Below are 25,791 nucleotides of genomic sequence, written 5' to 3'. Positions count from 1 at the left end.
GGGGCGAGCGGGCGCGGCTGGCTGCGCGCGCCAGGACACGCTGCTTAGCGTCCGGGCATGAGCCTCTCGACACCAGTCGCACCCCCCCTCGCGCTCGCGCCGGAGCACCGCACGCTGAGCGAGTGGCGCTTGCTGTTCACCCGCCTTCCCACGCCCACCCGGGAAGCGCTGCCGGGACGCTACCGGGCGGAGCTGTTGGGGCCCGCCTGGTTCCAGGGCTTCGCGCAGCGACTGCTGGGCGTGCTGGGGATGCGAGGCTGGTGGGGCAAGGACATCGCCCCAGGAGGACGCGAGGGGGCGAACCTCGTGAGCCGCGTGGGCGGCGTGTGGCGGTCCGTGCCGTTGGTGGTTCGCGAGGGGACGTCACGGGTGGACGGGCGCACCTCGCTCCAGGTGGAGTACACGCCGGAGGTGGGGAGACAGTGGCGTCCCTGGGTGGACGAGCTGCGCTGGTTGGAGGGGCGGACCCTGCTGGCGATGACCCACCTGGAGCTGCCGGTGCTGCGCCGCCTCACGTTCCCGTTCCTGCTCCATCGTGAGCCCACCTGAGCGAGCGGCCGACCCGAGGGGGGCCTGCTCCGTGTGAACGCCCACCCGTGAACATCTCTGATGGGAGAGTGGGCTTCGTCCGCGCGCAAGTGCTCCCGTGCGACGCGCGGGCGCATTACAGAACACTCAATGGGTGCTCTGGCGGAGAAGAAGGTCGACGCGAAGCAGGCGCAGGTCCCCTCGCTGGGTGCGTGGGTGGAAGCGGGCCCGAGGGTGCGGTGGCGGGTCTGGGCTCCGGGCCACCAGCGTGTCGAGGTGGTGTTGCACGACGCGCGCGGTGAGCCGGGGCGCGTGCTGCCGATGACGGCGGAGCGCGATGGCTACTTCAGCGCGGTGCTGGAGGGACAGGGCGCGGGCGTGCGCTACAAGCTGCGCGTGGATGGCGAGGGGCCCTTTCCGGACCCGTGGTCTCGCGCGCAGCCGCAGGGGGTGCACGGCCCGTCGGAAGTGGTGGTGCCGGACTTCGCGTGGACGGACGCGGGCTGGAAGGGCGTGGAGCCCCAGGCGCTTGTCCTCTACGAGGTGCACGTGGGCACCGCCACGCCCGAGGGGACCTTCGAGGCGCTCATCTCGAAGCTACCCTCGCTGAAGGAGCTGGGCATCACCGCGTTGGAGTTGCTGCCGGTGGCCAGCTTCCCGGGCACTCGCAACTGGGGTTACGACGGCGTGGACCTCTTCGCGCCCGCGCAGGTGTACGGCGGGCCGGTGGGACTGCGCCGGCTGGTGGACGCCGCGCACGCGCAGGGCTTGGGCGTGTTGCTGGACGCCGTCTACAACCACTTCGGGCCGGACGGGAACTACCTGCGCGCGTACTCGCCGCACTACTTCACCGGACGCCACCACACGCCGTGGGGCGACGCGGTGAACTACGACGGCAAGGACAGCCGGCCCGTGCGGGAGATGGTGCTCTCCAACGTGGAGATGTGGATTCGCGACTACCACCTGGACGGCCTGCGCCTGGACGCGGCGCACGCCATCGTCGACGAGACGCATCCGCACCTGCTCACCGAAATCGCCGAGCGCGCCCGGGCCAGCGCGCCGGGACGCCGGGTCATCGTCATCGCCGAGGACGAGCGCAACGAGCGTCGCCTCATGTCGCCCGCGTCCGAGGGTGGCCACGGGCTGGACGGGGTCTGGGCGGATGACTTCCACCACCAGATGCGGCGCGCCTTCGCGGGCGACAGCGAGAGCTACTTCCAGGACTACACGGGCAGCGCGGAGGACCTGGCGCGCACGCTGCGCCAGGGCTGGTTCTACGAGGGCCAGGTGTCGAAGAACCAGGGGCATGCGCGGGGCACGCGCGCGGAGGGCGTGGAGCCCTCGGCCTTCGTGTACTGCCTCCAGAACCATGACCAGGTGGGCAACCGCGCGCTGGGCGAGCGACTGGGACATGACGTGTCCCCCGCCGCCTTCCGCGCGATGAGCGCGCTACTGCTGTTGTCGCCGTACACCCCGCTGCTCTTCATGGGCCAGGAGTGGAACGCGAGCACGCCGTTCCTCTACTTCACGGACCACAACGAGGAGCTGGGACGGCTCGTCACCGAGGGCCGACGCAAGGAGTTCGCGGGCTTCACGCGCTTCGCGGGCGAGCAGGTGCCGGACCCGCAAGCGGAGGACACCTTCGCGCGCTCCCGGCTGGACTGGAGCGAGGCCCAGAAGCCGGGGCACTCGGGCATCCGCGCGCTCTACCGCGAGCTGCTCCGCCTGCGCGCGACGGAGCCCGCGATGAAGGACGCACGGCGTGGCGCATACGACGCGCGGGCCGTGGTGCCGGAGGCGCTGGTGCTGGAGCGGCGAGGAGGCGGGCAGGTGCTCCAGGTGCTGCTCGGCCTGCGCGGGACGGTGGAGCACCGCGTCCCTCCTGAAGCCGAGGTCGTACTGTGGAGCGAGTCGCCGCGCTTCGGTGGCGACACCCGGACGTCGCCACTCCGGGACGGAGTCGTGCGCCTGGAAGGCCCGTCCGCCGTCGTGTTGCGTTTCCCGAGTCAGCGGTAGGGGCCCTGGCGTCCGGACGAGCGCGGGCTCGCCCGAGGGGGTGGGTGTTGGGAATTACCTATCACCCCCTCGGGTATTGGCGCCGCAGTCCGAACGTTGAGTCATCAACACCGTGGGCGGCGTGTCGTGAGGAGACTTCGGGCTCCCTGGCGCGTGTCGACGGAGGAAAGCCAACGCGCCGCGGGGGGAACGCGGCGTGCCGGGGCGGTGCTGTCCGTCCGGTGGGTCGTGGCCCTCGGTGGCCTCACTCGAGGTAGCAACTTGAATCCACACCACAGGACCTCATCCCGGCTGGGAGCTCGCTGGCGCATGTCGTGTCGCGCGCTCGCGGTGACGGCCTTCGCGCTCTCCACGCCCGTGCTGGCCGCGGGCGGCTTCGTCGCCGTCACCGCCAGCGGGAACGACGGCAACGTGCCCGCCAATGCCATCGATGGAGACGTCAACACGCGCTGGTCCAGCGACGGCGTGGGACAGTGGCTGCGCGGTGACCTGGGCGCGGTGAAGTCCGTGAGCGCGGTGGACATCGCCTGGTTCCGAGGCAATGAGCGCTCCAGCAGTTTCGTCGTCTCCACCTCCACGGATGGCAGCGCGTGGACGCAGATGTCCTCGGGCAAATCGTCTGGGAAGAGCACGACCTTCGAGCGCGTGTCCTTCTCCCCGGTGAACGCGCGCTACGTGCGCATCACCGTCAATGGCAGCACGATGAACACCTGGGCGAGCATCTCCGAGCTTGCGGCCATCACCACCGACGTGGGCACGCCATCGCCCACGGGCAAGGACAAGTTCGGCGTGACGATGCTCTACCCGTCCAAGAGCGGGGGGGAGGCGTGGTCGCTGGCGGACAACGCGACGTCGGATGCGCGCTTCAATCCGCAGAAGACCATCACCCGCAACTCGGATGGCTCGTGGAAGATGAAGAACAGCGCGGTGCGGCTGCTCGTCTACACCTCCACGGGTTACGACGACCGGAAGATTCCCACGTATGACCGGGACGTGCTGGCGAGCCGGGGCTACATGCAGGCGGCCAATGACTGGCGAAACGTGGAGATGACGGGCTTCGTGAAGCTCAACGCCACGTCTGACGTGAAGGACAACTTCGACTGGTACGCGCGCGGCGGCAAACACAACGACGACCACTCCGGCTGCGAGGGCAGCAGCTACAAGGCGGGCCTGCACTATGACGGCCGCGTCCGCTGGCAGAAGGAGACGTGGCACGTGTCCTACGAGCAGGCGTCCTACAAGGCGGCCACGTCCGCGCTGAAGGGCCGCTGGGTGGGCTTCAAGGCGGTGATGCGCAACACCACCGTCAGCGGCAAGGAGGCCGTGCGGCTGGAGATGTACGTCAACGAGAACGCCGACAAGGTGACGTGGAAGAAGGTCTACGACATGGTCGACTCGGGCACCTGGGGCGGTGACGCGCAGCACTGCGGCGGCGCCACCGGGGCCATGCCGATTACATGGGGTGGTCCCATCGCGACGTTCCGCTGGGACAACGCCACGGACGTGGACTTCAAGTGGTTGACGGTCCGCGAAATCCAGCCGTGACGCACGGGCGCTGACGCGGTGCTTCCAGGGGGCACGGTGGTTCCTCGTGCCCCCTGGAAGCGGGCGGGCCATGACAGGTCCACCGATGGAGGCCATCAGGCCGGGAGGAGGGGAGGCCGGTGGGGCGGGGCTCCACTGGCTTCACCCGTGGTTTGTCGGTGTCGACAGAGGCGGCGTCCCGTGCTCAGCATCGCGGCCATGAATGTCCAGACCGCCACCGAGTCCTCCGACCGCATCTGGGAGAAGGAAATCCTCCCGGCGCTCGAGCGCTACATCCGCATCCCCAACAAGTCGCCTGCGTTCGACCCGGACTGGGTGAAGGCCGGGCACATGGAAGCCGCGGTGCAGCTCATCGCGGAGTGGTGCCGCGCGCAGGCGCCGCACCTGCCGGGCCTCACGCTGGAGGTCATCCGCCTCAAGGACGAGCAGGGGAAGGACCGCACTCCGGTCATCTACATGGAAGTGCCCGGCACGCGCGGCGACGACACCGTGCTGATGTACGGCCACCTGGACAAGCAGCCGGAGATGACGGGCTGGCGCGAGGGCCTGACGCCGTGGACCCCCGTGCGCGAGGGCGACAAGCTCTACGGCCGGGGTGGCGCGGATGATGGTTACTCCGCCTTCGCGTCGTTGACGGCGCTGCGCCTGCTGCGCGAGCAGGGCGTGCCGCACGCGCGCTGCGTGGTGCTCATCGAGGCGTGTGAGGAGAGCGGCAGCTACGACTTGCCGGCGTACATCGAGGCGCTGGCGCCGCGCATCGGCAAGCCGTCGCTGGTGGTGTGCCTGGACTCGGGCTGCGCGAACTACGACCAGCTCTGGATGACGACATCGCTGCGCGGCATGGTGGCCGGCAACCTGCGCGTGGACGTGCTCACGGAGGGTGTGCACTCCGGTGACGCGAGCGGAATCGTGGCGTCGTCGTTCCGTGTGCTGCGCCAGGTATTGTCGCGGGTGGAGGACGAGGGCACGGGCCGCGTGACGGTGCAGGGCCTGCATGTGGAGATTCCGAAGGAGCGGCAAGAGCAGGCGCGCTCGGCGGCGAAGGTGCTGGGCGAGGAGGTCTTCGGCAAGTTCCCGTGGGTGTCTGGGATGCAGCCGATGTCGGACGACGGCGCGGAGCTGGTGCTCAACCGCACATGGCGGCCGGCGCTGTCCGTGACGGGCGTGGATGGTCTGCCGCCGCTCCAGAGCGCGGGCAACGTACTGCGGCCCTTCACCACGGTGAAGCTGTCCATGCGCATCCCTCCGAGGCTGGAGCCGAAGGCGGCGCAGAAGGCGCTGAAGGAAGCGCTGGAGAAGGACCCGCCGTACGGCGCGAAGGTGAGCTTCGAGGGTGACAAGGCGAGCATCGGCTGGGATGCGCCGCCGCTGGCGGGCTGGCTGTCGCGCGCGGTGGAGTCCGCGTCCGGCACGTACTTCGGCCGGCCGGCCATGGCCATGGGTGAGGGCGGCACCATCCCCTTCATGGGCATGCTGGGCGAGCGCTTCCCGGAGGCTCAATTCCTCATCACCGGCCTCTTGGGCCCGGGCAGCAACGCGCACGGCCCCAACGAGTTCCTGCATGTCCCCACCGGCAAGAAGCTGACGTGCTGCGTGGCCAACGTCATCGCGGACCACTTCAAGCGCTGACGTGAACCCAGGTGGCCCGGGGTATGCCTTGGGCCGCCTGTCAGCGTCGTCTGGTATTGCCTGGGGTTGCCCGCCTCACCGCGGGCCTCTTGCCGGGGCCTACCATGACGCTTCGCTGGGTGGTGTCGCTGCTCCTGTTGATGGCCGTCACCGGCTGCGCGACAAGTCGAGTCGTGCGACTGGAGACCGGGGAGGACTCCTTCCTCGTCACTCCTCACGAGGAGCCTGACGCGGAAGTGAGCGCCGCCGAACTCGAAGATGACGAATTCAAGGAGGCCATCGCTGAGCTGGGGCGAGATGTTCCTCCTTCTCGCAATCCCATGCAGGTAGCCCGGGAGCGCTTCGGCATTCCGTCCCGGAGTGGGGTGTATGGGTATGAGCGTGGCTCCTCGCGACTCATCCCCCAGCGTGGTGGGGATGTGGACGGTCCTCGGTTGCTGGAGGACTACGCGGACGAGGCGCTGACACGCGCCTACGGACAGTGGTGCAAGCGGAAGGACCGACCCGGGGACTGCTTGCGTCTGCTGGACGAGGGACCGCTGCTGGCCAGCGATGGCAAGTACACCTGGGCCCTGGCCATCGCCATGGACTCGGTGTGGGAGGAGACCGCCGAAGCTCTGGAGGGGATGACGGACCCCCAGGCCGTCGTGGCTGGCATCGCCGCCTCCGCGACGATGTACCTGCTCTTGTGGTCACTGCCGGAGCCCGTGAGTAAAGGCGTGGCGGCCACGCTGACGGCCTGCCTCATCGCCTACCTGGGCGTGGACACGGTGTGGAGCATGCTGGACGGGTGGCTGACGCTGGTGCGCCAGGTGGACCGGGCGACGAGCTTCGAGCAGCTCCAGGCGGCGGGTGAGGCTTACGGAGAGGTGCTCGGGGAGAACGCGGCGCGCGTCTTCGTCATGCTGGCCACGGTAGCCATCGGGAACACGGCGGGGCTGGCGTCGAAGTCAGTGGGACTGCCGGGCTCCGCCCAGGCGGCCCTGGCGGTGGAGTCCCAAGCCGGCTTCCAGTACGCGGCCGTGGGCAGCGTGAGTGCGGTCGCCTTGACGGCGGAGGGGTTCACCATCGCGCTCGCCCCGAACGCCGTGGCCATGGCGAGCCGGAAAGGGCGCAGTGAGAATCATCACATCGCCACGAACAAGAACGATGTCTCCGCCGCGCGCGGCGGGCCCTGGACGCCGGAGTTCCGAAAGATCTTCAAAAGGGCTGGGATGGACCTGAAAGACCGCGAGAACATCGTCGAAGTCGTGGGGCACAAGGGGCCGCATCCGCAGCAGTATCATGAGTATGTCCATGACCGACTGCTGGAGGCGCTGGGGCCGTGCCGGAAGGTGGTAGAGTGCCGGGAGGCACTCAGGAGTGTGTTGCGCCGCCTCGCCAAAGAAGCGCAGACCCCAGGAACTAGAGTCCACGGAATTTTGACTCAGGACCCGTGAGAAATCTAGGAAGTCCATCATGCCGAATCCATCTCGATACTTCAGACTCAGGCCTGACATGCGGCGCGGGAAGTGGTCTTTAGGAGAGCCGCTGGACGCAGCGGGCAACGAGGTGGAGGACATCCGGGAGTTCACGTCGGGGCGGCCAGCTCACATAGAGGGCAGCCTGACGCTCACCATCGACGAGCCCGGAAAGCGGTTGGATTACAGCACGGCAGGCGCTGGCATGACGCCCGTTGTCAACATCCGGGTGGCCACCCTCTTCGCGGAGTTGGCTGGCGATGATGTGCAATTGATACCCGTCGACATCAAAGGCTGCCCGGATGGGTATCAAATACTCGTGGCCCCCAGGCTGATCCGGTGCATCGATGACGAGGCCTCGGAAGAGGCACTGTATTGGCAGCCCGAGGATGAGCGGCCGGACAAGCTCGGTATGTACCGAAGCGTCTACGGGATGCGAATCGACCGCACGAAGGTCGGCGGCGCGAAGGTCTTCCGCACCTGGGGTTGGTCCGTCGCCCTCATCGTCTCCGAGGACCTCAAGGTGGCCCTGGAGCGCGCCAAGGTCACAGGGGCGAAGTTCGAGGAAGTCTGAGCGCGCGGGTCCGTGCCCCACGGGAAGTGTCACCTACGAACGACCCACGGACCCCACGGGGCATCCTCTCCGCGCTCCGGTCGACAGTCGCCATGGCCCCCGGGGAGGTGTGTCACACGTCCTCTGTTTCATAGCCCGCGCTTGTCATGAACCCTTCGACACGGAGGTTGCGAGGCATTGCGCCGAAATTCTATGTCACGCACCCCACCCGGACGGTGGTCAGGCGATTCGCTCGCGTAGCTCCTCGACAGGTAGTCCTTCTCCCGGCTCCGACCGTGTGCCCACGCACGTGGACACGTCCCCATTCACCCCAACGGAGCCAGACAATGAATGTCATCAAGACACCCCCGGTCACCACCAAGGAAGGCCAGCTGCTCGGCAAGGTGGAAGGGAAGGTCTCCGTCTTCAAGGGCATCCCCTACGCGAAGCCTCCCGTGGGCGACCTCCGCTGGCGCGAGCCCCAGCGCATCCCCGCGTGGACCGCCCCTCGTGAGGCGCTCGAGTTCGGTCCCTCCGCACTCCAGTCGCGCGAAGCCTGCATCGCGGGCGGCGGTGGAGACCCCGGCAAGATGGCCGAGGACTGCCTCTACCTCAACGTCTGGACGCCCAAGACGGACCCGGGCGCGAAGCTGCCCGTGCTGTTCTGGATTCACGGCGGCGCCTTCGTCATCGGCTCGGGCCGCGTGCCCCCCTACGACGGCACGCAAATCGCCGCCCGTGACGTGGTGCTCGTCACCTTCAACTACCGCCTGGGACACCTGGGCTTCTTCACGCACCCGGAGCTGGAGAAGGAGAACCCGGGCGGCCCGGCCAACTTCGGCATCCTGGACCAGATGCTCGCGCTGGAGTGGGTGAGGAACAACATCGCCCAGTTCGGAGGAGACCCCAGCAACATCACCATCATGGGCCAGTCCGCTGGCGCCAAGAGCGTGCTGGCGTTCTTCGCCTCCCCGCTCATCCGCGAGAAGAACCCCTTCCGCCGCGGCGTGGCCATGAGCTCGTACGTCATCCAGGAGAAGTCCGTCGCGGACGCGAAGCTGGCGGGCGTCGCCTTCGCCCACCATCAGGGCATCCCCTGGCAGCAGGCCACCATGGAGAAGCTGCGCAAGCTGGACCCGGAGAAGTTCTGGGCGCTCCCCTCGGACAGCGTCAATGCGCCCAGCCCCATCTACGGGGACTCGGTGCTCCCCCAGACGATTCGCGAGAGCTTCGAGAAGGGCTCGCAGCTCAAGCTGCCGCTCATCCTCGGCAGCACCAGCGACGACTCCAGCGTGGTGTCCTCGTTCGGCATCGACCCGGCCACCATCATCGAGAAGCTGGGCTCCCTCGGTGACATGATTCGCAAGCTCTACCCCGACGTGAGTGACGACCGGGAGATTGGCCGGCGGATGTGCCGCGACTTCGTCTTCTCCGTGACGCCGCGCCACCTGGGCTCCTTCCACGCCCACCATGGCGCCCACGCCTGGCGCTACTACTTCGAGTACCGCGCGAAGCTGCTCGCGCCCCGGCAGCCCCTGGGCGTGCCCCACGGCGGAGACATCCCCTACTTCCTGGAGACGGCCGACCACGTCCCGCCGACGGGAGACCTCTTCAATGACGAGGACCGGAAGTTCACCAGCCACCTGGTGGAGTCCCTCGTCCAATTCCTGCGCACCGGCACGCCAGGGCCCGTGGGCGGCGTCGCCTGGAGCGAGCACACCGCGGAGAGCGACAAGCTGTTGAGGTTGGGGCCCACCGTCCAGATGGTGGACAACTTCGACGGGCCCATCCTGGACCTGGCCCAGCTGGTCATGCCGCTCATCGACTCCTTCGCCAAGCCGCCTCCGCCCGCGCTGCCGAAGGCGTCCTCGTCCTCGTCGACGTCGGCGTCGGCCGCGAAGGGCAAGCCGAGACCGCAGGCCACTCCGTAGAGAGGCCCGCGGAGCCGGGCCGCCTCAGCGGCCCGTCTTGATGCCCAGGTTCCCACCCTGCTGGGGACCCCCGGGGCGCTTGGTGCTGGTGGTGCCAGGGGACTTGCCCTGGCGCCGCAGCTCCAGGTGCAGCTCGTTGTCGGCGGCGGAGACCTCGCGCGTCACCGGCTCGTAGCCAGCGAGCGTCAGCGTCACCGCCACGATGGGCGCGCCCTGCTCCAGCGACAGCGTCGTGGGCGTCTGGCCACGCGCCTCGCCGGCGATGCTCACCGTCGCGCCAGCGGGCTCGGTGGTGACGAGCACCTCCGTCATCTTCACCGGCTCCGGCGTGGGCTTGGGTGGAGGCGGGGGTTGCTCGCGCTCCACGTGGACCGGCTGCGTCGTCGTCGTCACGGGCAGCGTCGTCGCGCCCGCGGGCCCGCGCAGGAAGATGACGGCCGCGCCCGCCAGCAGCAGTCCCACGCTCGCCACGACGACGGGCATCCACGGAATGCGGCGCACCTCCTCCGAGGGCGCGCGGTCCATGGGCGAGGTGCCGCGCGTGCGGTCCTGCACCACGGCCCCGACGGGAGCCACCGCCTGCTGCCGCGAGCGCGTCCCCGGGGTGATGTTGCGAGGGTTCTGCCGCGACGCGGACGTGCGCCCGGCCGGGCCCCCCACGCCGCTGAGCGACGAGTTGGAGCGCGAGTCCAGGTCCGCGTCCTCGGCGAGCTGGTCCAGCTTCGCCGGGTCCGTCTCCGTGGAGATGCGGTCCGCGTACAGCTCCCGCAGGTACGCCGACAGGTGCGCGCTGCTCGAGGGCAGCCGCAGGTTGAGCGTGTAGTCCTCCAGCGCGAGCCGGAAGGCGCCGCAGTCCGGGTAGCGCTCGTCCGGCGTGGGCGCCAGCGCCTTGAGCACCACCTCGTCCAGCCCCGGCGGCAGCTTGGGGTTGAGCTGCGAGGGGCGCGGCACCTGGCAGTCCTTCACCAGCCGCAGCGTCATCAAGTCGGAGTCGCCCTTGAAGAGCCGCTTGCCCGTCAGCATCTCCCACATGACGACGCCCAGCGCGAACAAGTCGCTGCGCGCGTCGATGGCCAGGCCGCTCGCCTGCTCGGGGGACATGTAGGGATACTTGCCCTTGAGCACACCCGTCGCCGTGTTGGCGCTGCTGGTCGCCGCCTTGGCCACACCGAAGTCGATGACCTTCACGCCACCGTCGAAGCCGACCAGGATGTTCTGCGGTGACACGTCGCGGTGCACCAGCCGCATGGGCCGGCCCTGAACGTCCCGCGCCTGATGCGCGTAGTGAAGACCCGCCGCGGCATCCGCGATGACGCGCAGAATCAACCCCACCGACATCGGCTTGTTCTGCGCCCGGGAGTACTTCTCCAGACGACGCACGTCGTCACCCTGGACGTACTCCATGGCCAGGCAGTGCCGTCCCTCTATCTGGGACAGGTCGAGAATCGTGATGAGGTTGGGGTGGGTGAGTCGGGCCACCAGCCCGGCCTCATCCAGGAACATGGAGAGGAACTCATCATCCTCCGCGAGGTGCGGGAGGATGAGTTTGAGGACCACCAGCCGCTCGAAGCCCGTTCCATGCTCACGGGCCAGAAACACCTGTCCCATGCCTCCCGAGGCAATCTTCCGCAGCAACTCGTACTTACCGAATGGCACCGCCATGATGTGCTCGGGAGAATATCTCCCTTTCTCACCGTGCGGGAAATGGGCAGTCGGGCGTCACCCCACAGTGACACGGGGGCATGAAGGTCTGGGTAGGTCTCATGCCTTCATCCTGTAGCCGGAGCGGAGCACGAAGTACACGACAAGGGTTGCCACTACGGCGACACCCGCGAGGATTCCGCCACCGAACAGGGGCGAGTAGATGCTGCGACCGAGCATCCCGTACCGCAACCCCTCCACCATGTAGACCATGGGGTTGAAGAGGCTGACGGTGTTCCAGGGCGAGGGCAGCTCGCGCACGGAATAGAAGACGCCGCCGAGGAAGGTGAGCGGCAGCATGACGAAGGTGGGGAAGAAGTTGATCTGCTCGAACTTCTCCGCCCACACGGCGGCGAGCATGCCCAGCATGCTGAAGACGTAGGAGGCGATGAGCAGGAAGTACAGGGCCACCCACGCGTGCTCCAGGCTGAAGCCCGCGAAGGCGCCCGCCACGGCCCACGTCAGGCCGCCGACGACGAGGCCGCGCACCATGGCGCCGCCGATGAAGCCCGCCATCAGCTCCCCGGGCCCCAGGGGCGCCACCAGCAGGTCCACCACCGTGCCCTGAATCTTGGTGATGAACAGCGAGGAGGAGCTGTTGAGGAACGCGTTGTTGGCGATGCCCAGGAAGACGAGGCCCGGCACGATGAAGTGCAGGTACGGCGAGCCCTCCACCTCGTGCACGCGGCCGGAGATGCTGTAGCCGAAGACGATGAAATACAGCGTGGTGCTGATGAGCGGTGAGAGGACGGTCTGCCCCGGCACTCGCATGAAGCGCCGGACCTCCTTCACGAACAGCGTCTGCATCCCGAGGACGTTCATGGTGGTGTCTTTGCGAGGAAGGTCAGGCGGCCTGGGGGGAGGGACGGCCTCGGAGGACCTCGATGAGGACGTCCTCCAGGCGGGAGCGACGCGTCTCCACGTCGGCGATGGGCAGGCCTTCCGCGTACAGCACGCGCAGCAGGTCACCCGCGGGGGCCACGCCCTCGCGCTCCACGTAGGTGAGTGAGCGGCCGTCCTCGGACAGGCGCGGGGCGAAGCGGAGCGTGGCCTCCGACAGCGTCGTCTGGGGCTCCTGGAAGGTGACGACGACGCGCTTCTCGCCGAAGCGGCGCAGGAGCGTCGCCTTGTCCTCCACCATCAGCAGGCGGCCCTCGTTGATGATGCCCACCCGGTCCGCCAGCTCCTCGGCCTCCTCCAGGTAGTGGGTGGTGAGGAGGATGGTGGTGCCCTCCGAGGCCAGCTTGCGCACGTACGTCCAGAGGTCGCGGCGCAGCTCCACGTCCACGCCCGCGGTGGGCTCGTCCAGGAAGACGAGCTTGGGCTTGTGCACCAGCGCCTTGGCGATGAGCAGCCGGCGCTTCATGCCGCCGGAGAGCGCGCGCGTGAGCGAGTCCTTCTTGGTGTGCAGGTTGAGGGCCTTGAGCACCTCGTCGACGCGGGCCTCGTCCTGGCGCTGGCCGTAGAAGCCCAGCTGGATTCGCAAGGACTCCGCGACGGTGAAGAACGGGTCGAAGTTGATCTCCTGCGGCACCAGGCCCAACTGGTAGCGCGGGCCCACCGCGTCCTGGTCCAAATCCTTGCCGAAGACGCGGATGGTGCCGGCCGTCTTGCGCACCAGGCCGCAGACGCTGCCAATCATCGTCGTCTTGCCCGCGCCGTTGGGCCCCAGCAGCGCGAAGATTTCGCCCGGCTGGATGGTGAGGTTCATCTGCTGCAACGCGGTGAAGTCACCGTAGCGCTTGGTGAGCCCCGTGAGCTCGAGGGCGGGAGTGGGCGTCGACATGGCGCGCTTCTCCTAACACCTCGGACCTCCGCCGTCAGAACTCCCGCATCCCTTCTGGAGTCCTCCCTCGGGAATCGCGCCCGGCCGCACTCCCGGTAACGGCTGTGCCGCGGCCTGGGTCGAGCGCGCCGACACCGCCTCCGGGGGGCCTCGGGGGCGGTGCGCGGGGGGCGGTTCGCGTCAGCCCACGAAGGCGAAGCAGAAGAAGGACTGGGTGGTCGTGGCCGTGGCGCCCAGCGAGTCGGTGATGGTGACCTGCACCTCGGCCGACACGTTCGGGTTGCAATAGCCGCCAATCTCCGAAGTCCCGAGGCCGGGTTTCTGGCTGGTGATGAAGCTGTTCGTGAGGGCCGTCCACGCGAAGCTGTAGGTGGGCCTGTTGCCGCCGCCGCCGCTGCCGGTCCCCGTGCACCGGAAGGACGGCGTGAAGAAGTTGGGATTGGTGATGCCCTGTGAGCTGCACGTGATGCTCACGGCCAGCGGCGCCAGGGCCTGCTCATCCTGGGCGAGGACCGTCTGGTCCACCCCCTCGGCGCGCTCTTCCATCGGACTGCCGCAGGCCACCGACAGCAGGGATGCGGTCAGGACCAGCGGGAGATGGATGCTCAGAAAATCCTTCATGACTGCCTCCAGTGAGACGAGATGGAGACAGGAAACTAGGTGTGTAAATCAAACAATTCAATTAACACTGGATAAGACTGAAAAACTTCAGCGGGGCCGTGGGCCTGGAGGAGCGCGGTGCAGCGCCCGTTGGCGCGGGACGACGCGGGACCCGTGGCGATGAAGAAGCAGGGCGGCGCGCCCGGACCGTCCTGGGGCTGGCGGGGTGTTCCGCAGCGGACGTCCGGCGCCGAGGGTGTGGTGGGGAAGCTCCGGGACTCTCTCGCCTTGAGTGCGCTGTTCCACCCTGGTATCCGCGAGCCCCCACCCGCTCCAGAGCAGGAAGCCCCCAGATGGCCCAGAATTTCATCTTCACGATGCAGGACCTGCGCAAGGTCAAGAATGGCAAGGAGATCCTCAAGGGCATCTACCTGTCGTTCTTCCCGGGCGCGAAGATTGGCGTCATCGGGCCGAACGGCTCCGGCAAGTCGACGCTGCTGCGCATCATGGCCGGCGTGGACACGGAGTTCTTCGGCGTGGCGAAGCCGGACCCCACGGCCAAGGTCGGCTATCTGGCGCAGGAGCCGCAGCTCGACACCTCGCTGGACGTGAAGGGGAACGTGGAGCTGGGGCTGAAGGAGATTCGCGCCTCGCTGGACCGCTTCAACGAGGTGAGCGCGAAGTTCGCCGAGCCCATGAGCGACGCGGAGATGGAGAAGCTGCTCGCCGAGCAGGGCCGGCTCCAGGACGCCATCGACGCGGCGAACGGGTGGGAGCTGGACCGCACGATTGAGATGGCCATGGACGCGCTGCGCCTGCCCCCGGGCGACGCGGACGTGACGAAGCTGTCCGGCGGTGAGAAGCGCCGCGTGGCGCTGTGCCGAATCCTCCTGGAGAAGCCGGACCTGCTGCTGCTGGACGAGCCCACCAACCACCTGGACGCGGAGAGCGTCGCGTGGCTGGAGGTCGCGCTCAAGGAGTACAAGGGCACCATCGTCTGCATCACCCACGACCGGTACTTCCTGGACAACGCGGCCGAGTGGATTCTGGAGCTGGACCGCGGCGAGGGCGTGCCCTGGAAGGGCAACTACTCCAGCTGGCTGGAGCAGAAGCAGAAGCGGCTGGAGCTGGAGGAGAAGTCGGAGAGCCAGCGGCAGAAGACGCTCAAGCGCGAGCTGGAGTGGGTGCGCCAGTCGCCCAAGGCCCGGCAGGCCAAGAGCAAGGCGCGCATCTCCGCGTACGAGGAGATGCTCAACCAGACGCAGGACAAGCGCGAGGCCACGGGCGAGGTCATCATCCCCCCCGGCCCCCGGCTGGGTGGTCTGGTGGTGGAGGCCACGGGGCTGCGCAAGGCGTACGGTGACCGGCTCCTCATCGACGACCTGAACTTCAAGCTGCCCCCGGGCGGAATCGTGGGCGTCATCGGCCCCAACGGCGCGGGCAAGACGACGCTGTTCCGGATGATGACGGGCACGGAGAAGCCGGACGCGGGCGAGCTGAAGATTGGCGAGACGGTGGTGATGGCCTACGTGGACCAGAGCCGCGACGCGCTCAACGGCGACAACAGCGTGTTCCAGGAGGTCAGCGGCGGGCTGGACCACCTGGACCTGGGCCGGGCGGGGCAGGTGCCCAGCCGCGCGTACCTGGCGGGCTTCGCCTTCAAGGGACAGGACCAGCAGAAGCGCGTGAAGGACCTGTCCGGCGGCGAGCGCAACCGCGTGCACCTGGCGAAGATGCTCAAGAGCGGCGGCAACCTGCTGCTGCTCGACGAGCCCACCAACGACCTGGACGTGGAGACGCTGCGCAGCCTCGAGGACTCGCTCTTGAGCTTCGCCGGCTGCGCGGTGGTCATCAGCCACGACCGCTGGTTCCTGGACCGCATCGCCACGCACATCCTCGCCTTCGAGGGCGACAGCAAGGCCTTCTTCTTCGAGGGCAACTTCCAGGACTACGAGGCGGACAAGAAGAAGCGCCTGGGCCCCGACGCCCTGGAGCCGCACCGCATCCGCTACCGCCCCATTTCAAAGAATTAGTCAGACGGGAATCTCTCCGCTCTCTCCAGGAGGGAGCGGAGCCCTGGGTTTCCAGAGGTTGATGAGGGTTCACCGGCGGTTCTACCGTTGGGGGATGAACCTTCGACTGAGCTGGCTGTGGAGTGGAGTGATTGGCGCGGTGCTGGGCCTGGCCGCGTGCAACGCGGGCGACGTGAGCGGCGAGGAGGGTGGCTCGCTGGAGACGTCCGAGGCGGCGCTCTGCAGCGTCGAGCAGACGTGTCCGAGCGGTACGCCGGTGACGTGCTCCTCTCCGACGACGGGCTGTAATTCGGGCGCGGACAACGGTGGCTGGGTGGAGTGCGACGGCGTGCGCACCTACTGTCCTCCGGCGTGTACCTGCGGCACGACGCGCTACACGGCGACCCGGTCCGGCGAAGGGGCCACCTGCGGCGCCGCGATGAGCCAGGCGCGCACCCTGCTGGCCTCCGCCGTGACCGCGCGGTGCCCGGCGGGGGGCTGCAACAGCTCCGACATCCTCGGTGACTGCATCGCGCTGGGCCCCAACCGCACGGATGGCTTCCGCGCGAGCGTCACCCGGACGTACTCCTGCAAGGAGCCCGCGAACTGCCGGTAACCGGATACCGGATTCCCACGATGGAGGCCGTGGTGGCATGGCCTCTATCGTCTCGGGGATGCAAATACAAATCAGTAACCTGATGCGCCGTGGTGCCCTCCTGGCCGTCCTCGCGCTGACCGCGTGTGGCACCGGGGCTGCGCCGGGTGGCGAGGACCTGGCCCTGGAGAGCTCCGAGGCGGCGCTGGCCTGCCAGGTGACCCAGCAGTGCTCGAACTCGACGTCCGTCTCCTGCTCCTCCGCGAGCGGCGTCTGTGCCTCCGGGACTGAGTCGGGCGGCTGGGTGGAGTGTGATGGCGTGCGGAAGTACTGCCCCACCGTGGCGTGTACCTGTGGGAGCACCCGGCTCGTGGAGACCGGAAGGGGCACCAGCTTCAACTGCTCCGCGGCCTATGGGCTCGCACAGGAAGACGCTTATGCGCGCATGGAGGGCCGGTGCCCGGCCGGGGCGTGCAACGTGACGGAGGCGCAGGCGGGCTGCTCGGCCGGCTCGGGCGGTCAAACCGCCAGATACACCGTCACCTTCTCCTGCAACGAGCCCGCGAACTGCCAGTAGGCGGCGGATACCGCGATACGGAATCTTTCCAATCACAGTGCCCTGTTGGCTCACGCCAGCGGGGCACTGGCGTCTTCAGGCCAGTCGCCCGGGTGGTCATCCCAGACTCCCTGCCCGCAATTGATTGCATCAGTTTGGCCAAAAAATAGTCGTGAAACTGAAATCCGCGTGTGACGGATTGGTCACGGGCTCTCCGGATTTGCGGGAATAATGCAGTGCATTAACAGGCGGACACCCCGTGCGGGCCTGTAGCGCTCCCTCTGGGGCAAAGCGAAGTTCGGTGGGTTCGCAACTTTTGGCGGATGATCTTGAAAATCCGGGTGGCGTCTGTGGATGCCCTCTCCAGCGGCAGTGATTGGGGAGGGGTGTCTCGGACCTCATAGGGAGCCATCCACATGACTGTCAGGAACAACACCAGCAGCCGGGACACCAGCAGCACCTACCGCATCCGTGAGCGCGACACGCTGAGCAAGATCGCCGCCCGGAACGGCACCTCCGTGGATGAGCTGGCCCGGCTCAACAACATCGCCGACCCGAACAAGATTCGGGCGGGGGCGACCCTCAAGCTTCCCTCGGCCAGCGACGGGTTCGACCGCACGGCGGCCAACCCGACGCAGACCAACACGGGCGCGCGCCGGACCCAGACTCCCGGCGACACCTTCGACGCGGGCACCACCGCGGCGGCGGGCCTGACGTCGCCCAACGTGTCGGGGACGAACAACGGCTACCGCAACATCCAGGACCTGGGCGCCTTCACCCGGGGCGGCTCCAACTCCGAGGCGGCCATCGTCGTCGGCACCTCCGAGGGCAACCGCCGTCCGGACGGTGGCTTCACGTCCAGCTACGGCGGCCACACGGACCCGGGCAACGCGGCCCACAACCGTGGCTCGTTCTCCTACCAGGGACAGGGCGCCAGCACCCCGCAGCAGGCCGACCAGATCTGGAACCGTGAGCTGACCAGCAAGACGCCTCGTTACGAGGCCGCCGCCCGCGCCGCGGGCCTGGACCCGAACAACGCGCTGCTGGCCTCCACGTACTTCGACCTGCACACCCAGTCGCCCCGCGCCGCGCAGAACTTCATCAACCGCGAGCTGCCCAAGCTGGCGCAGGACCCGCGTGGCGTCACCCGCGAGTCGCTCGTCGATGCGCGCGTGAATGCGTACCGCAACGACCAGGGCGTCCTGCGCGCCGCCGGCTTCAACCACAGCGAGTCCCGCCTGCGCGCCGACCAGAACCGCCGCGAGTCGGCGCTCGTCTCGGCGCTGGATGCGCGTGGCTATCGCTCCGGCACGACGCAGACCGACGGCGTCCCGCAGGGTCAGGTGCCGGTGCCCACGCCGCGCCCGGCCTCCGAGCGCCCCACGGCCGCTCCCACGCCGCGCCCGGCCTCCGAGCGCCCCACGGCCGCTCCCACGCCGCGCCCGGCCTCCGAGCGCCCCACCACCACGAACGGCGCGACGCCGACGAACCTCAACGACACCGAGCGCGTCGCGGCGAGCACCGACCGCGCGGCGGTGCAGACGCGCACCCCGTGGATCAGCCAGTACGACGCCAGCCAGGTGGAGCGCGCTGGTGACAAGGCGTGCTTCCGCGCCGCCACCGCGATGGCCCGCCAGGGTGGCGCCACCGTGACGGACCCCTCTCGCCGCATCCAGGTCGCCACGAGCGAGGGCCCCAACGGCATCAGCGTGGACCGCCGGGCGGCGGAGCGCGGCCGGAACTACATCGACCAGCAGCTCGCCGCGGGCAAGCCGGTGGTCGTGGGCGTCAACCACAAGTCGACCGCGAACGTGGGCAACGCTGACGGCATCACCGACCACTTCGTCGTCATCACCGGTCGTGGCGTGGACCAGCAGGGTCGCACCTACTACACGTTCAACGACCCGGCGACGCGCAACCAGAGCCGTGGCGCGGACTCCAACCCGAACAACCGCTTCTACGTGGACGAGAACACCGGCGGCCTCACCCGCCCGGGGCCCCGCACGGGCAACGTCGTCGGCCGCCAGTTCGACGTGTCGATGATTCGCCCCAACGCGTAGTCGTCACCTGACGCGCGGAGAGGAGAAGCCCGGCGGCCCCTGTGGCCGACCGGGCTTCTTCATGTCCGCACGCTGGAGAAACCCAGGCTCGCGGGTGCGGCTCACGACGCCCGGGTCGTCACCCCGCGAGGCGCCGGTTGCTCCGCCAGCGCGCCTCGCAGCGCGCGCACCTCGGTCAGCAGCTCGTGGGCAGCCTCCAGCGTCGAGGGGATGGCCGTGTCGGCGGGCTCCGGGCTCGTGGCGAGCTCCGAGGGCTCTCCCAAGCCGGTGTCCCGGTGCCGCCGCACGCAGTCCATGATGGCGTCGCGAATCGCCTCGGGGTTGCTCACGCCCCGGAAGCGGGCCTCATGCAGGTGCTCCTGCATGTCCGTGTCCGCTTCGCTGGAGCGAGAGCCGCTGCCTCCGCCCGCTGTCTCCACCTTCACGTCGGCGATGCCCAGCACCCGCTGGATGGGGTTCTGGTGGATGGAGACCTGCTGGATGTTGGCGAAGGTCATCGTCTTCTCCCTCAGCGACATGACGCCCTCGCGCACGCGCAGGCTCCGGTCCGTCAGCGCGTACCAGCGCAGCTCGTAGTCGAGCCGGACGACGAAGAAGCTCACCGGCACCACCAGCACCAGGAAGCCCAGCCACGCCACGACCTCCGCCGCGTAGAGGATGCTCGTCACGAGCGCAGTGGCGGGAAGCTCGCGCAGGACGTTGGCGAAAATCCGGCCCAGGAAGACCCAGGCCACCACCGCGCCCGCGGCGGCGAGCACGTGCTTGAACCCGAGCAACACCCGTCGGTAGAGCAGATACTGGGGCGCCGCGCGGAACACTCGCACCGTGCCCTCGGGGAGCTGGGGCTCGGGGTCCACCTTCAAGAACCGCAGGAGCCACGCGTGGGGGACGTCACTCATCCGCCTGCTCCTTCGCCGTGCGCGCGCCAAGTTCTTGCCGGAGCGCGCGGACCTCGGCGGCGACCTCGCGCAGCGCGGACGTCAGCGCCTCCGACTCGCCCGGCGCCAGCGCGGAGGACTTCGCCACGGCGGCGCCTCTGTCTCGCGTGCCGCGCATCTTCGAGTAGAGCAAATCTCTCATCGCCTCGAAGTCCTGGATGCCCTCGATGGTGATCTCCGCCTGCGCGCTGCCGCTCGCCGTCTGAATCTGGATGCGCGCAAGTCCCAGCCAGCGCTCCACGACATGACTGGACAGGTGGATGTCCTGGATGCGCGCATAGGTGAGGGACACCTCGCGCCGGAAGAGGATGCCCCACCGCATGGTGATGCCCTCCTCGTCCAGCTCGTAGCGCAGGGTGCGGAACTTGAAGTAGCGCAGCAGCGCGAGGATGGGGAACCCCGGCCCCGCGAGCAGCGAGCCGAGCAGGTAGTTGGTGAGCAGGCTCGAGTGCGGCTGCAGCACGGTGGGCAACTTCCACGGCGAGCCGGGGCGCGCGGGGACGAGCGCGGGCTTCGGGCCGGGCGAGGAAGTCACGGGTCCGCCGAGAGTCATGAGGGGCTCACCTGGGTATTCCTCCGGGAATCGCTCCCTGTTCCCAACGTGTGGGGGCGACACCCATTTCATACGTCGGCCGGCTCCCTCCCGTCATGTCCCCGCCCGGGAGAGGACGCCACCCCGCCTGCCCGAGGGCGCGGTGCCCGCGTCCGCCAGCCCACGCGGGACCCTCCTCCACGGACACGGCCCCGCGAGGCGTGCGCCCGTCGGCCCGACGACAGCGGTCCGCGCGACGAAGAAGGCCCGCCCCGCCGGTGCCCACTCCGCGACGCGCTGCTTGTGGGGCACGCCACGGTTTCGAGCCACCGCTGCTTCATCAAAAACAGACCCGCGGTGTTTCAGGTCCTCGGGCCCTTTGCTCCCCATCCGCGCGCCCTACCGTGGCGCGCATGGACCTGATGCGCTGGCGGAGTCTCGAGGAGATGTTGTCGGGGATTGAAGTACCGGAGGGCTGCTCCGCGGAGCAGCTCGCGCGGGAGGACCTTCCTCGCCTGACGGCACTGCTGGAGCGCTGGTATCCGGACATCCGGGTCGGCACGGAGAGCCGTCACCTGGAGCCCTCGTTCTACGAGCGGGAGTTCTTCCTGCGAGGCGAGTCTCCGGACCGCTCGCTGTACGGCATCCTGGTTCGTGCCAGCCAGAGCGGGGACATCATCGGCCTGCTGACCATGGAGCGGAACGTGCGTGGGCTGCAGCTCTCCGCGGCCCTGGGCGTCTTGGAGCCCTCTCGACGCGGGCTGGGCATCGGCTTCCTGGGCACCGCGGCGCTGGAGGTCGTGGGTCGCAACATCGGCGCGGAGGTGGTGCTCTACTACTCCACGCTGAAGACGGCGCGCGCGCAGCGCAACGCGGAGAACCAGGGCTTCAAGCTGGTGGGACTGGTGCCCGCCTTCGACGTGGATGCCATCGCCCCGGGCACGGTGAAGCGCGTCTACGAGGCGCTCTACTCGAAGGTCCTCGTGGAAGAGGAGCGCGTCCACCTTCCCGAGTGGGAGGTGCTGACGCCGTCCACCCGCGCGCTCTACACCCACCTGTTCGGTCCGCATCCGTCGCAGGCCGTCAGTGTCCCTGCTCCGCCGGAGCGCCTGCATGGTTGAGGTGCGCACCTACGAGGGGGACGCGGTGGCTGCGTCCCAGTTCGTCAACCGTGTCTGGGGCGAATACTACGGAGCGCAGGGGCCGCTGACGGACTTCCAGCCTCGCATGCTGGACTGGTTTGTCTTCGGCAACAGGCTCGCGCCGCGGGAGTACCGCCTGGCCGCGTACTCAGGCGGGAAGCTGGCGGGGGTCTTCTTCGCGGAGCCCACCCGCCTGCGACTGGGGAACCGCGCCGTGGAGGGCGCGTACGGGAGCTGGCTCAGCGTGGACCCCGCGTTCCGTGGGCTGGGCGTAGGCCGGAAGCTGACGGAGACGATGTTCTCGCGTCAGCGCGAGCGCGGGGCCCTGATGATGCTGGGCTGCATGGCGGATGGCGGCGCGGGAGGGCGCTTCTGGAGGAAGACCCCGGGCCTGCGGACCTTCGGCACGATGGGCCTGTGGCTCCACGTCTTCGACGCGGCGGCGGTGGCGCGCTGGTCCCCGACGGCGGCCGAGCGCGCGCTCTTCACGCTCGCGCGGCCGTGGCTGCGCGGGAGCGCTCCGCACGTGGACACGGAAGCGGGCATCCGGCCTTATCGTCCGGAGGACCTGCCGGCGTGCATGGCGCTGGTGGAGCGGATGACGGAGTCGGTGAGCCTGGGCTACGCCTACACGCCCGAGCGGCTCGCGCATCAGCTCCAGTACCGGGACGTGCCCCACACCCTCGTCCTGGAGCGAGCCGGCGTGGTGAGGGGATTGGTCAACTTCTACACGCTCCAGATGAATTCCCGGGGGCCGCTGACCATCGCCATGGTGGACCTGCTCGCCTTCCACGACTCGGTGCCCCGCGCGGAGCAGAAGCGGCTCTTGCGCGTGGCCATGCGGGACATGGCGGGCCGGGGCGCGAGCTGCGCGGCGATGCTCCGGGGGCCGTGTGTGTCCACTCGGCTGATGCTCGGAGCAGGGTGGCTGCCCTGGGCGGGAGGCAGCCAGGTGATGAGCAAGCTGCTGTCTCCGGACTTGGAGTGGCCCGCTTCCCCGCGTGTCTTCACGCACCTGCGCTGAAGGTCTCCCTCGCTGGGGGGCCCGCCCCGGGTCCAGGCTGGGGCCCGGCGGGCACCTCCTCGGGAGGGCAGGGGGGCTGTGACAAGGAACTGGGCGCGGGCGCGCATCGCGCTATGGTCCATGGGTACCGGGACTGTCGCCCCGAGGAGCCATGAACTTCGTCTTCATCTCTCCGCACTTCCCGTCCCACTTCTTCCACTTCGTCACCGCGCTGCGCGAGCGGGGCGTGACGGTGCTGGGCATCGGCGACGCGGCCTACGAGTCGCTGCGCCCCGAGCTGCGCGACTCCCTGCGCGAGTACTACTTCGTCCCCAGCCTGCATGACGAAGACTCCCTCACGCGCGCGGCCGGCTACCTCACGTGGCGACATGGCCGGCTGGAGCGCATCGACTCGCTCAACGAGTCCTGGCTGGAGGTGGAGGCCCGGCTGCGCGAGGACTTCCATGTCCCGGGACTCCATCCGGCGGACATCCACCGCATGCGCTCGAAGTCGGGCATGGCGCAGGTGTTCCAGCAGGCGGGCGTGCCCCACCCCGACCTCATCCGCGTGCGCGACGCCGCGCAGGTGAAGGAGTTCGCCAGCCGCGTGGGCTACCCGCTGGTGCTCAAGCCCGACGTGGGCGTGGGCGCGGCCAACACCTTCAAGGTCTCCAGCGCCGCGGACGTGGACGCCGCGCTGGCCCACCCGCTGCCCACCACGTACGTGGCGCAGCCCTTCGTGCGCGGCACCATCGTCACCTACGACGGCATCGTCGACCGGCACGGCGTCATCGTCTTCACCCTCAGCCACGAGTACAGCGACGGAGGCATGGAGACGGTGGTGGAGCGGCGGGACATCTCCTTCTGGAGCCACCTGGAGATTCCCCCCGCGCTGGACGTGCTCGGACGGCAGGTGGTGGCCGCCTTCGGGCTGCGCGAGCGCTGGTTCCACCTGGAGTTCTTCCGGTTGCCGGATGGCCGCTTCGTCGTGCTGGAGGCCAACCTGCGGCCTCCCGGTGGCTTCATGACGGACATGATGAACTACACGTGCGACATCGACGTGTACCGGCTCTGGGCGCGGGTGGTGACGGGGGACCCGGTGGCGGACTTCCGCTACACGCCGCGCTACCACATCTGTCACAGCGCGCGCCGTCACGGCCGTCGCTACAAACACACGCACGATGAGGTGGTGAAGCGGCTCGGGTCCGCGTTCATCCTCCACCGCGAGCTGCCGCCCATCTACCACAGCCTGCTGGGCGAGGAGATGTACCTCACCCGCCACACGGACCAGGACACGATGCGGGACGCGGTGCGCTTCATCCAGGCCACGTCCTAGCCGCCGTCAGCGCTCCGTCCACGTGAGCAGGTACGTGGTGTGGCCGTCCTCCACGGACAGCGTCGTCACCTTGGGGGACTCGCCGCCGCCCACGCGAATCATGTGCTCGAAGAGCGACTCCGAGTAGCCGGGGCAGTCGAGCACGGAGTTCATCCGCATCTCGTACGTGGTGGGGCCTTTTTCGACGAGCTCCACCTCCGTGTAGTTGTCCGTGCCGCGCAACGTCTGCGGCATCCGCTGCACCAGCCGGCGCGGGCCCAACAGCCGCATGACGCCAAAAACGGCGCGTCCGATGAGGGTGCGGCCGTAGCCATGCACGTGCGCGGCGGCCAGGTGGCGGAAGGCCTCTTCCAGGGACAAGCCAGGCCAGGTCTCCTCCGCGATGACGCGCAGGCACTGCGTCCACATGAGCACGGAGTAGGCGGGCAAGAAGGGCATGTTCAGGTCGAGGCCCACCTGACCCAGCCTGGTCTTGAGGCGAGGGGAGATGCGGCCCTGGAGGCCGTGCTGGAGGAGGCCCTCCACGACCTGGACGTAGACCAACCGGTGTTCGAGCGGGACGTGCTTGCCGGACTTCACGCCGGGCGCCTCACGTCAGCAGCCAGCGCATCGCGGTGGGCAGTCTGCGCTGCCAGTCCTTCTCGTGGTGCTCGCCTCCGGGCTCCAGCACGAGGGACACCTCGTGGTCGGCGTAGCCCAGGGCCTTGAGGTGCTCGTAGAACGCGCGCGTGGCCTCGCCGTAGTTGAGCGGGAGGCCATCCGCGTGGAGGAACTCCTGGGCGCCAGCGTCCAGGTAGATGCGCGTCCAGCGGCGGGGGTGGGTGCCCCACTCGGAGAAGAGGCGGCCGTCGCTCCACATGACGGTGGGGGACAGCGCGCCGATGCGGCCGAAGACCTCCGGGTAGCGGCAGCCCAGGTACAGCGAGATGAGGCCGCCCAGGGAGGAGCCCATGGCCCCGGTCCACTCGGCGCCCTCTCGCGTGCGGTAGTTCTGGTCCACCAGCGGCTTGAGGTGCTCCACCAGGAAGCGGCCGTAGGCCTCGCCGCGCGCCTTCACCTTGCCGTGGGAATCATCCCAGGGCGAGTACTCCTGGAGGCGCCCGGTGCCCGAGTCCACCGCGACGATGATCCACGGCTCCAGGTGGCCTTCGTCCACGCCCTGCTCGAGCGCGAGGTTGGCGCACCAGGTGTCGAAGAGGGCGGACTCCGGATGCGCGAAGACGTTCTGCCCGTCGTGCATGTAGAGCACGGGGAAGCGATGCCAGGGCATCGAGTCATAGGCATCCGGCGTGTAGATGCGCACGGTGCGGGAGAAGCCCTCCTGCGGGGAGGGAAGGTCTCGGACGATGTGGACGTGGCCCATGGATGCGGGGTGCAGCATACATAAATGTCCCCCGTTGCTCCGCTCCGGGCCGGCCGGTGGTTCAGGCGCCCACACCGCGAGGGAGCGGGTGGGGAAGGCCCGCACCGGGGGCAGGCGAGCTGGTCCTGGGAATGCACGGATTGGCGGGAAACATGAAGGTGTCGGTGGCTGCCGCCATACTGGCGTCGCAGCGGGCCGCCCCCTCCGGAGTCCCCCTCGATGGAACTGAACCGACTGCACCTCTCCGCGCTGTTGATGTCGACCGAGGCCGATGTGCGTCGCGCGCGGGCCGCCTTGGATGGAAGCGAGGAGGCGCGCCTGCGGTATGCCGCCGCCCAGGCTCGCGCGGTGGCGGCGAGGTCCGTCACGGAGGAGCTGTTGTTGGCGGACCCGCCCAGCGTTCAGGTGTGACGCGGTTGCGTCTGGCCCGTGGACGGCCGGTCCGGGGCTCGGACGGCGTCGGGGTGGGGTGTGCCTGTAGGGAACGGTGGTCCCTGGCGTGCAG

General features: G+C 68.8%; 23 protein-coding genes. 15 read left to right on the top strand and 8 right to left on the bottom strand.

Going from position 1 to position 25,791, the window contains the following annotated elements; genetic code table 11:
- Positions 1 to 57 precede the first annotated feature (57 nt).
- The 7 genes from ACN469_RS00515 (at position 58) to ACN469_RS00485 (ending at position 9,662) form a co-directional block, all read left to right on the top strand.
- Positions 58 to 549, top strand: a complete 492-nt coding sequence (locus ACN469_RS00515) for a hypothetical protein (RefSeq protein ID WP_498763049.1) — start codon at positions 58 to 60, stop codon at positions 547 to 549.
- 129 nt (positions 550 to 678) lie between these two features.
- Complete coding sequence (gene treZ / locus ACN469_RS00510) at positions 679 to 2,544, top strand: malto-oligosyltrehalose trehalohydrolase (RefSeq protein WP_498763048.1); 1,866 nt, start codon at positions 679 to 681, stop codon at positions 2,542 to 2,544.
- A 309-nt stretch (positions 2,545 to 2,853) separates the two neighbouring features.
- A complete protein-coding gene (locus ACN469_RS00505; RefSeq protein WP_498763047.1) occupies positions 2,854 to 4,089 on the top strand; it encodes a discoidin domain-containing protein in 1,236 nt (411 codons plus the stop codon).
- A gap of 198 nt (positions 4,090 to 4,287) precedes the next feature.
- Positions 4,288 to 5,718 carry a M20 family metallopeptidase gene (locus tag ACN469_RS00500; protein WP_498763592.1) on the top strand — a complete coding sequence of 477 codons (1,431 nt, stop codon included), beginning with the start codon at positions 4,288 to 4,290 and terminating at the stop codon, positions 5,716 to 5,718.
- Positions 5,719 to 5,822: 104 nt separating this feature from the next.
- A complete protein-coding gene (locus ACN469_RS00495; protein WP_498763046.1) occupies positions 5,823 to 7,157 on the top strand; it encodes an AHH domain-containing protein in 1,335 nt (444 codons plus the stop codon).
- A 58-nt stretch (positions 7,158 to 7,215) separates the two neighbouring features.
- Complete coding sequence (locus ACN469_RS00490) at positions 7,216 to 7,752, top strand: imm11 family protein (RefSeq protein WP_498763045.1); 537 nt, start codon at positions 7,216 to 7,218, stop codon at positions 7,750 to 7,752.
- Positions 7,753 to 8,078: 326 nt separating this feature from the next.
- Positions 8,079 to 9,662, top strand: coding sequence for a carboxylesterase/lipase family protein (locus ACN469_RS00485; RefSeq protein WP_498763044.1), 1,584 nt, complete (start codon positions 8,079 to 8,081; stop codon positions 9,660 to 9,662).
- Positions 9,663 to 9,686: 24 nt separating this feature from the next.
- Here the strand turns inward: ACN469_RS00485 and ACN469_RS00480 are convergent, their stop codons facing one another.
- The 4 genes from ACN469_RS00480 to ACN469_RS00465 form a co-directional block, all read right to left on the bottom strand.
- Positions 9,687 to 11,324, bottom strand: coding sequence for a serine/threonine protein kinase (locus ACN469_RS00480; RefSeq protein WP_498763043.1), 1,638 nt, complete (start codon positions 11,322 to 11,324; stop codon positions 9,687 to 9,689).
- Between the two features lie 99 nt (positions 11,325 to 11,423).
- Positions 11,424 to 12,185 (bottom strand): ABC transporter permease, encoded by a 762-nt coding sequence (locus tag ACN469_RS00475; RefSeq protein WP_163863583.1) that lies wholly within the window; start codon positions 12,183 to 12,185, stop codon positions 11,424 to 11,426.
- A 22-nt stretch (positions 12,186 to 12,207) separates the two neighbouring features.
- The gene (locus tag ACN469_RS00470; protein ID WP_498763042.1) at positions 12,208 to 13,149 is read right to left on the bottom strand and encodes an ABC transporter ATP-binding protein; all 942 of its coding nucleotides are present in this window, start codon (positions 13,147 to 13,149) and stop codon (positions 12,208 to 12,210) included.
- A gap of 180 nt (positions 13,150 to 13,329) precedes the next feature.
- Positions 13,330 to 13,770, bottom strand: a complete 441-nt coding sequence (locus ACN469_RS00465) for a hypothetical protein (protein ID WP_498763041.1) — start codon at positions 13,768 to 13,770, stop codon at positions 13,330 to 13,332.
- Between the two features lie 332 nt (positions 13,771 to 14,102).
- Between ACN469_RS00465 and ettA the strand changes: the two genes are divergently transcribed.
- The 4 genes from ettA (at position 14,103) to ACN469_RS00445 (ending at position 18,972) form a co-directional block, all read left to right on the top strand.
- Positions 14,103 to 15,782, top strand: a complete 1,680-nt coding sequence (gene ettA / locus ACN469_RS00460; protein WP_498763040.1) for an energy-dependent translational throttle protein EttA — start codon at positions 14,103 to 14,105, stop codon at positions 15,780 to 15,782.
- A 94-nt stretch (positions 15,783 to 15,876) separates the two neighbouring features.
- A complete protein-coding gene (locus ACN469_RS00455) occupies positions 15,877 to 16,377 on the top strand; it encodes a hypothetical protein (protein ID WP_498763039.1) in 501 nt (166 codons plus the stop codon).
- Between the two features lie 37 nt (positions 16,378 to 16,414).
- Positions 16,415 to 16,933 carry a hypothetical protein gene (locus tag ACN469_RS00450; RefSeq protein WP_498763038.1) on the top strand — a complete coding sequence of 173 codons (519 nt, stop codon included), beginning with the start codon at positions 16,415 to 16,417 and terminating at the stop codon, positions 16,931 to 16,933.
- 395 nt (positions 16,934 to 17,328) lie between these two features.
- Positions 17,329 to 18,972 carry a LysM peptidoglycan-binding domain-containing protein gene (locus tag ACN469_RS00445; protein ID WP_498763037.1) on the top strand — a complete coding sequence of 548 codons (1,644 nt, stop codon included), beginning with the start codon at positions 17,329 to 17,331 and terminating at the stop codon, positions 18,970 to 18,972.
- Between the two features lie 101 nt (positions 18,973 to 19,073).
- Here ACN469_RS00445 and ACN469_RS00440 read toward each other — a convergent pair whose 3' ends face one another.
- Both ACN469_RS00440 and ACN469_RS00435 read right to left on the bottom strand, forming a co-directional pair.
- A complete protein-coding gene (locus ACN469_RS00440) occupies positions 19,074 to 19,871 on the bottom strand; it encodes a PH domain-containing protein (RefSeq protein WP_498763036.1) in 798 nt (265 codons plus the stop codon).
- Positions 19,864 to 20,463 (bottom strand): PH domain-containing protein, encoded by a 600-nt coding sequence (locus tag ACN469_RS00435; RefSeq protein WP_498763035.1) that lies wholly within the window; start codon positions 20,461 to 20,463, stop codon positions 19,864 to 19,866. Before ACN469_RS00435 ends, ACN469_RS00440 begins: the two co-directional genes overlap by 8 nt.
- 392 nt (positions 20,464 to 20,855) lie before the next feature.
- On the opposite strand from ACN469_RS00435, the gene ACN469_RS00430 reads away from it, so the two are divergent.
- From ACN469_RS00430 to ACN469_RS00420, 3 genes are all read left to right on the top strand, one after another.
- Positions 20,856 to 21,563 carry a hypothetical protein gene (locus ACN469_RS00430; RefSeq protein ID WP_498763034.1) on the top strand — a complete coding sequence of 236 codons (708 nt, stop codon included), beginning with the start codon at positions 20,856 to 20,858 and terminating at the stop codon, positions 21,561 to 21,563.
- A complete protein-coding gene (locus ACN469_RS00425; RefSeq protein ID WP_498763033.1) occupies positions 21,556 to 22,608 on the top strand; it encodes a GNAT family N-acetyltransferase in 1,053 nt (350 codons plus the stop codon). Before ACN469_RS00430 ends, ACN469_RS00425 begins: the two co-directional genes overlap by 8 nt.
- A gap of 151 nt (positions 22,609 to 22,759) precedes the next feature.
- Complete coding sequence (locus tag ACN469_RS00420) at positions 22,760 to 23,923, top strand: ATP-grasp domain-containing protein (protein ID WP_498763032.1); 1,164 nt, start codon at positions 22,760 to 22,762, stop codon at positions 23,921 to 23,923.
- A gap of 6 nt (positions 23,924 to 23,929) precedes the next feature.
- On the opposite strand, the gene ACN469_RS00415 is transcribed toward ACN469_RS00420, so the two are convergent.
- Together ACN469_RS00415 and ACN469_RS00410 are read right to left on the bottom strand one after the other, a co-directional pair.
- The gene (locus tag ACN469_RS00415; RefSeq protein ID WP_498763031.1) at positions 23,930 to 24,502 is read right to left on the bottom strand and encodes a TIGR02265 family protein; all 573 of its coding nucleotides are present in this window, start codon (positions 24,500 to 24,502) and stop codon (positions 23,930 to 23,932) included.
- A gap of 10 nt (positions 24,503 to 24,512) precedes the next feature.
- On the bottom strand, positions 24,513 to 25,286 hold the full coding sequence (locus ACN469_RS00410; protein WP_498763590.1) for an alpha/beta hydrolase: 774 nt from the start codon (positions 25,284 to 25,286) through the stop codon (positions 24,513 to 24,515).
- A 219-nt stretch (positions 25,287 to 25,505) separates the two neighbouring features.
- On the opposite strand from ACN469_RS00410, the gene ACN469_RS00405 reads away from it, so the two are divergent.
- The gene (locus tag ACN469_RS00405) at positions 25,506 to 25,697 is read left to right on the top strand and encodes a hypothetical protein (protein ID WP_498763030.1); all 192 of its coding nucleotides are present in this window, start codon (positions 25,506 to 25,508) and stop codon (positions 25,695 to 25,697) included.
- Positions 25,698 to 25,791 lie beyond the last annotated feature (94 nt).

The organism is Corallococcus terminator (assembly GCF_049194865.1).
In the GTDB taxonomy this organism is placed as follows: domain Bacteria; phylum Myxococcota; class Myxococcia; order Myxococcales; family Myxococcaceae; genus Myxococcus; species Myxococcus terminator_A.
This window is presented reverse-complemented; position numbering and strand designations above follow the sequence as displayed.

Coding starts and splice junctions, on each gene's coding strand:
- ACN469_RS00455 (WP_498763039.1), top strand. CDS start 15,877: ATGAACCTTCGACTGAGCTGGCTGTGGAGTGGAGTGATTGGCGCGGTG.
- ACN469_RS00430 (WP_498763034.1), top strand. CDS start 20,856: ATGGACCTGATGCGCTGGCGGAGTCTCGAGGAGATGTTGTCGGGGATT.
- ACN469_RS00410 (WP_498763590.1), bottom strand. CDS start 25,286: ATGGGCCACGTCCACATCGTCCGAGACCTTCCCTCCCCGCAGGAGGGC.
- ACN469_RS00450 (WP_498763038.1), top strand. CDS start 16,415: ATGGCCTCTATCGTCTCGGGGATGCAAATACAAATCAGTAACCTGATG.
- ACN469_RS00405 (WP_498763030.1), top strand. CDS start 25,506: ATGGAACTGAACCGACTGCACCTCTCCGCGCTGTTGATGTCGACCGAG.
- ACN469_RS00445 (WP_498763037.1), top strand. CDS start 17,329: ATGACTGTCAGGAACAACACCAGCAGCCGGGACACCAGCAGCACCTAC.
- ACN469_RS00465 (WP_498763041.1), bottom strand. CDS start 13,770: ATGAAGGATTTTCTGAGCATCCATCTCCCGCTGGTCCTGACCGCATCC.
- ACN469_RS00435 (WP_498763035.1), bottom strand. CDS start 20,463: ATGACTCTCGGCGGACCCGTGACTTCCTCGCCCGGCCCGAAGCCCGCG.
- ACN469_RS00420 (WP_498763032.1), top strand. CDS start 22,760: ATGAACTTCGTCTTCATCTCTCCGCACTTCCCGTCCCACTTCTTCCAC.
- ACN469_RS00505 (WP_498763047.1), top strand. CDS start 2,854: ATGTCGTGTCGCGCGCTCGCGGTGACGGCCTTCGCGCTCTCCACGCCC.
- ACN469_RS00515 (WP_498763049.1), top strand. CDS start 58: ATGAGCCTCTCGACACCAGTCGCACCCCCCCTCGCGCTCGCGCCGGAG.
- ACN469_RS00440 (WP_498763036.1), bottom strand. CDS start 19,871: ATGAGTGACGTCCCCCACGCGTGGCTCCTGCGGTTCTTGAAGGTGGAC.
- ACN469_RS00480 (WP_498763043.1), bottom strand. CDS start 11,324: ATGGCGGTGCCATTCGGTAAGTACGAGTTGCTGCGGAAGATTGCCTCG.
- ACN469_RS00490 (WP_498763045.1), top strand. CDS start 7,216: ATGCGGCGCGGGAAGTGGTCTTTAGGAGAGCCGCTGGACGCAGCGGGC.
- ACN469_RS00500 (WP_498763592.1), top strand. CDS start 4,288: ATGAATGTCCAGACCGCCACCGAGTCCTCCGACCGCATCTGGGAGAAG.
- ACN469_RS00495 (WP_498763046.1), top strand. CDS start 5,823: ATGACGCTTCGCTGGGTGGTGTCGCTGCTCCTGTTGATGGCCGTCACC.
- treZ (WP_498763048.1), top strand. CDS start 679: ATGGGTGCTCTGGCGGAGAAGAAGGTCGACGCGAAGCAGGCGCAGGTC.
- ACN469_RS00425 (WP_498763033.1), top strand. CDS start 21,556: ATGGTTGAGGTGCGCACCTACGAGGGGGACGCGGTGGCTGCGTCCCAG.
- ettA (WP_498763040.1), top strand. CDS start 14,103: ATGGCCCAGAATTTCATCTTCACGATGCAGGACCTGCGCAAGGTCAAG.
- ACN469_RS00485 (WP_498763044.1), top strand. CDS start 8,079: ATGAATGTCATCAAGACACCCCCGGTCACCACCAAGGAAGGCCAGCTG.
- ACN469_RS00470 (WP_498763042.1), bottom strand. CDS start 13,149: ATGTCGACGCCCACTCCCGCCCTCGAGCTCACGGGGCTCACCAAGCGC.
- ACN469_RS00475 (WP_163863583.1), bottom strand. CDS start 12,185: ATGAACGTCCTCGGGATGCAGACGCTGTTCGTGAAGGAGGTCCGGCGC.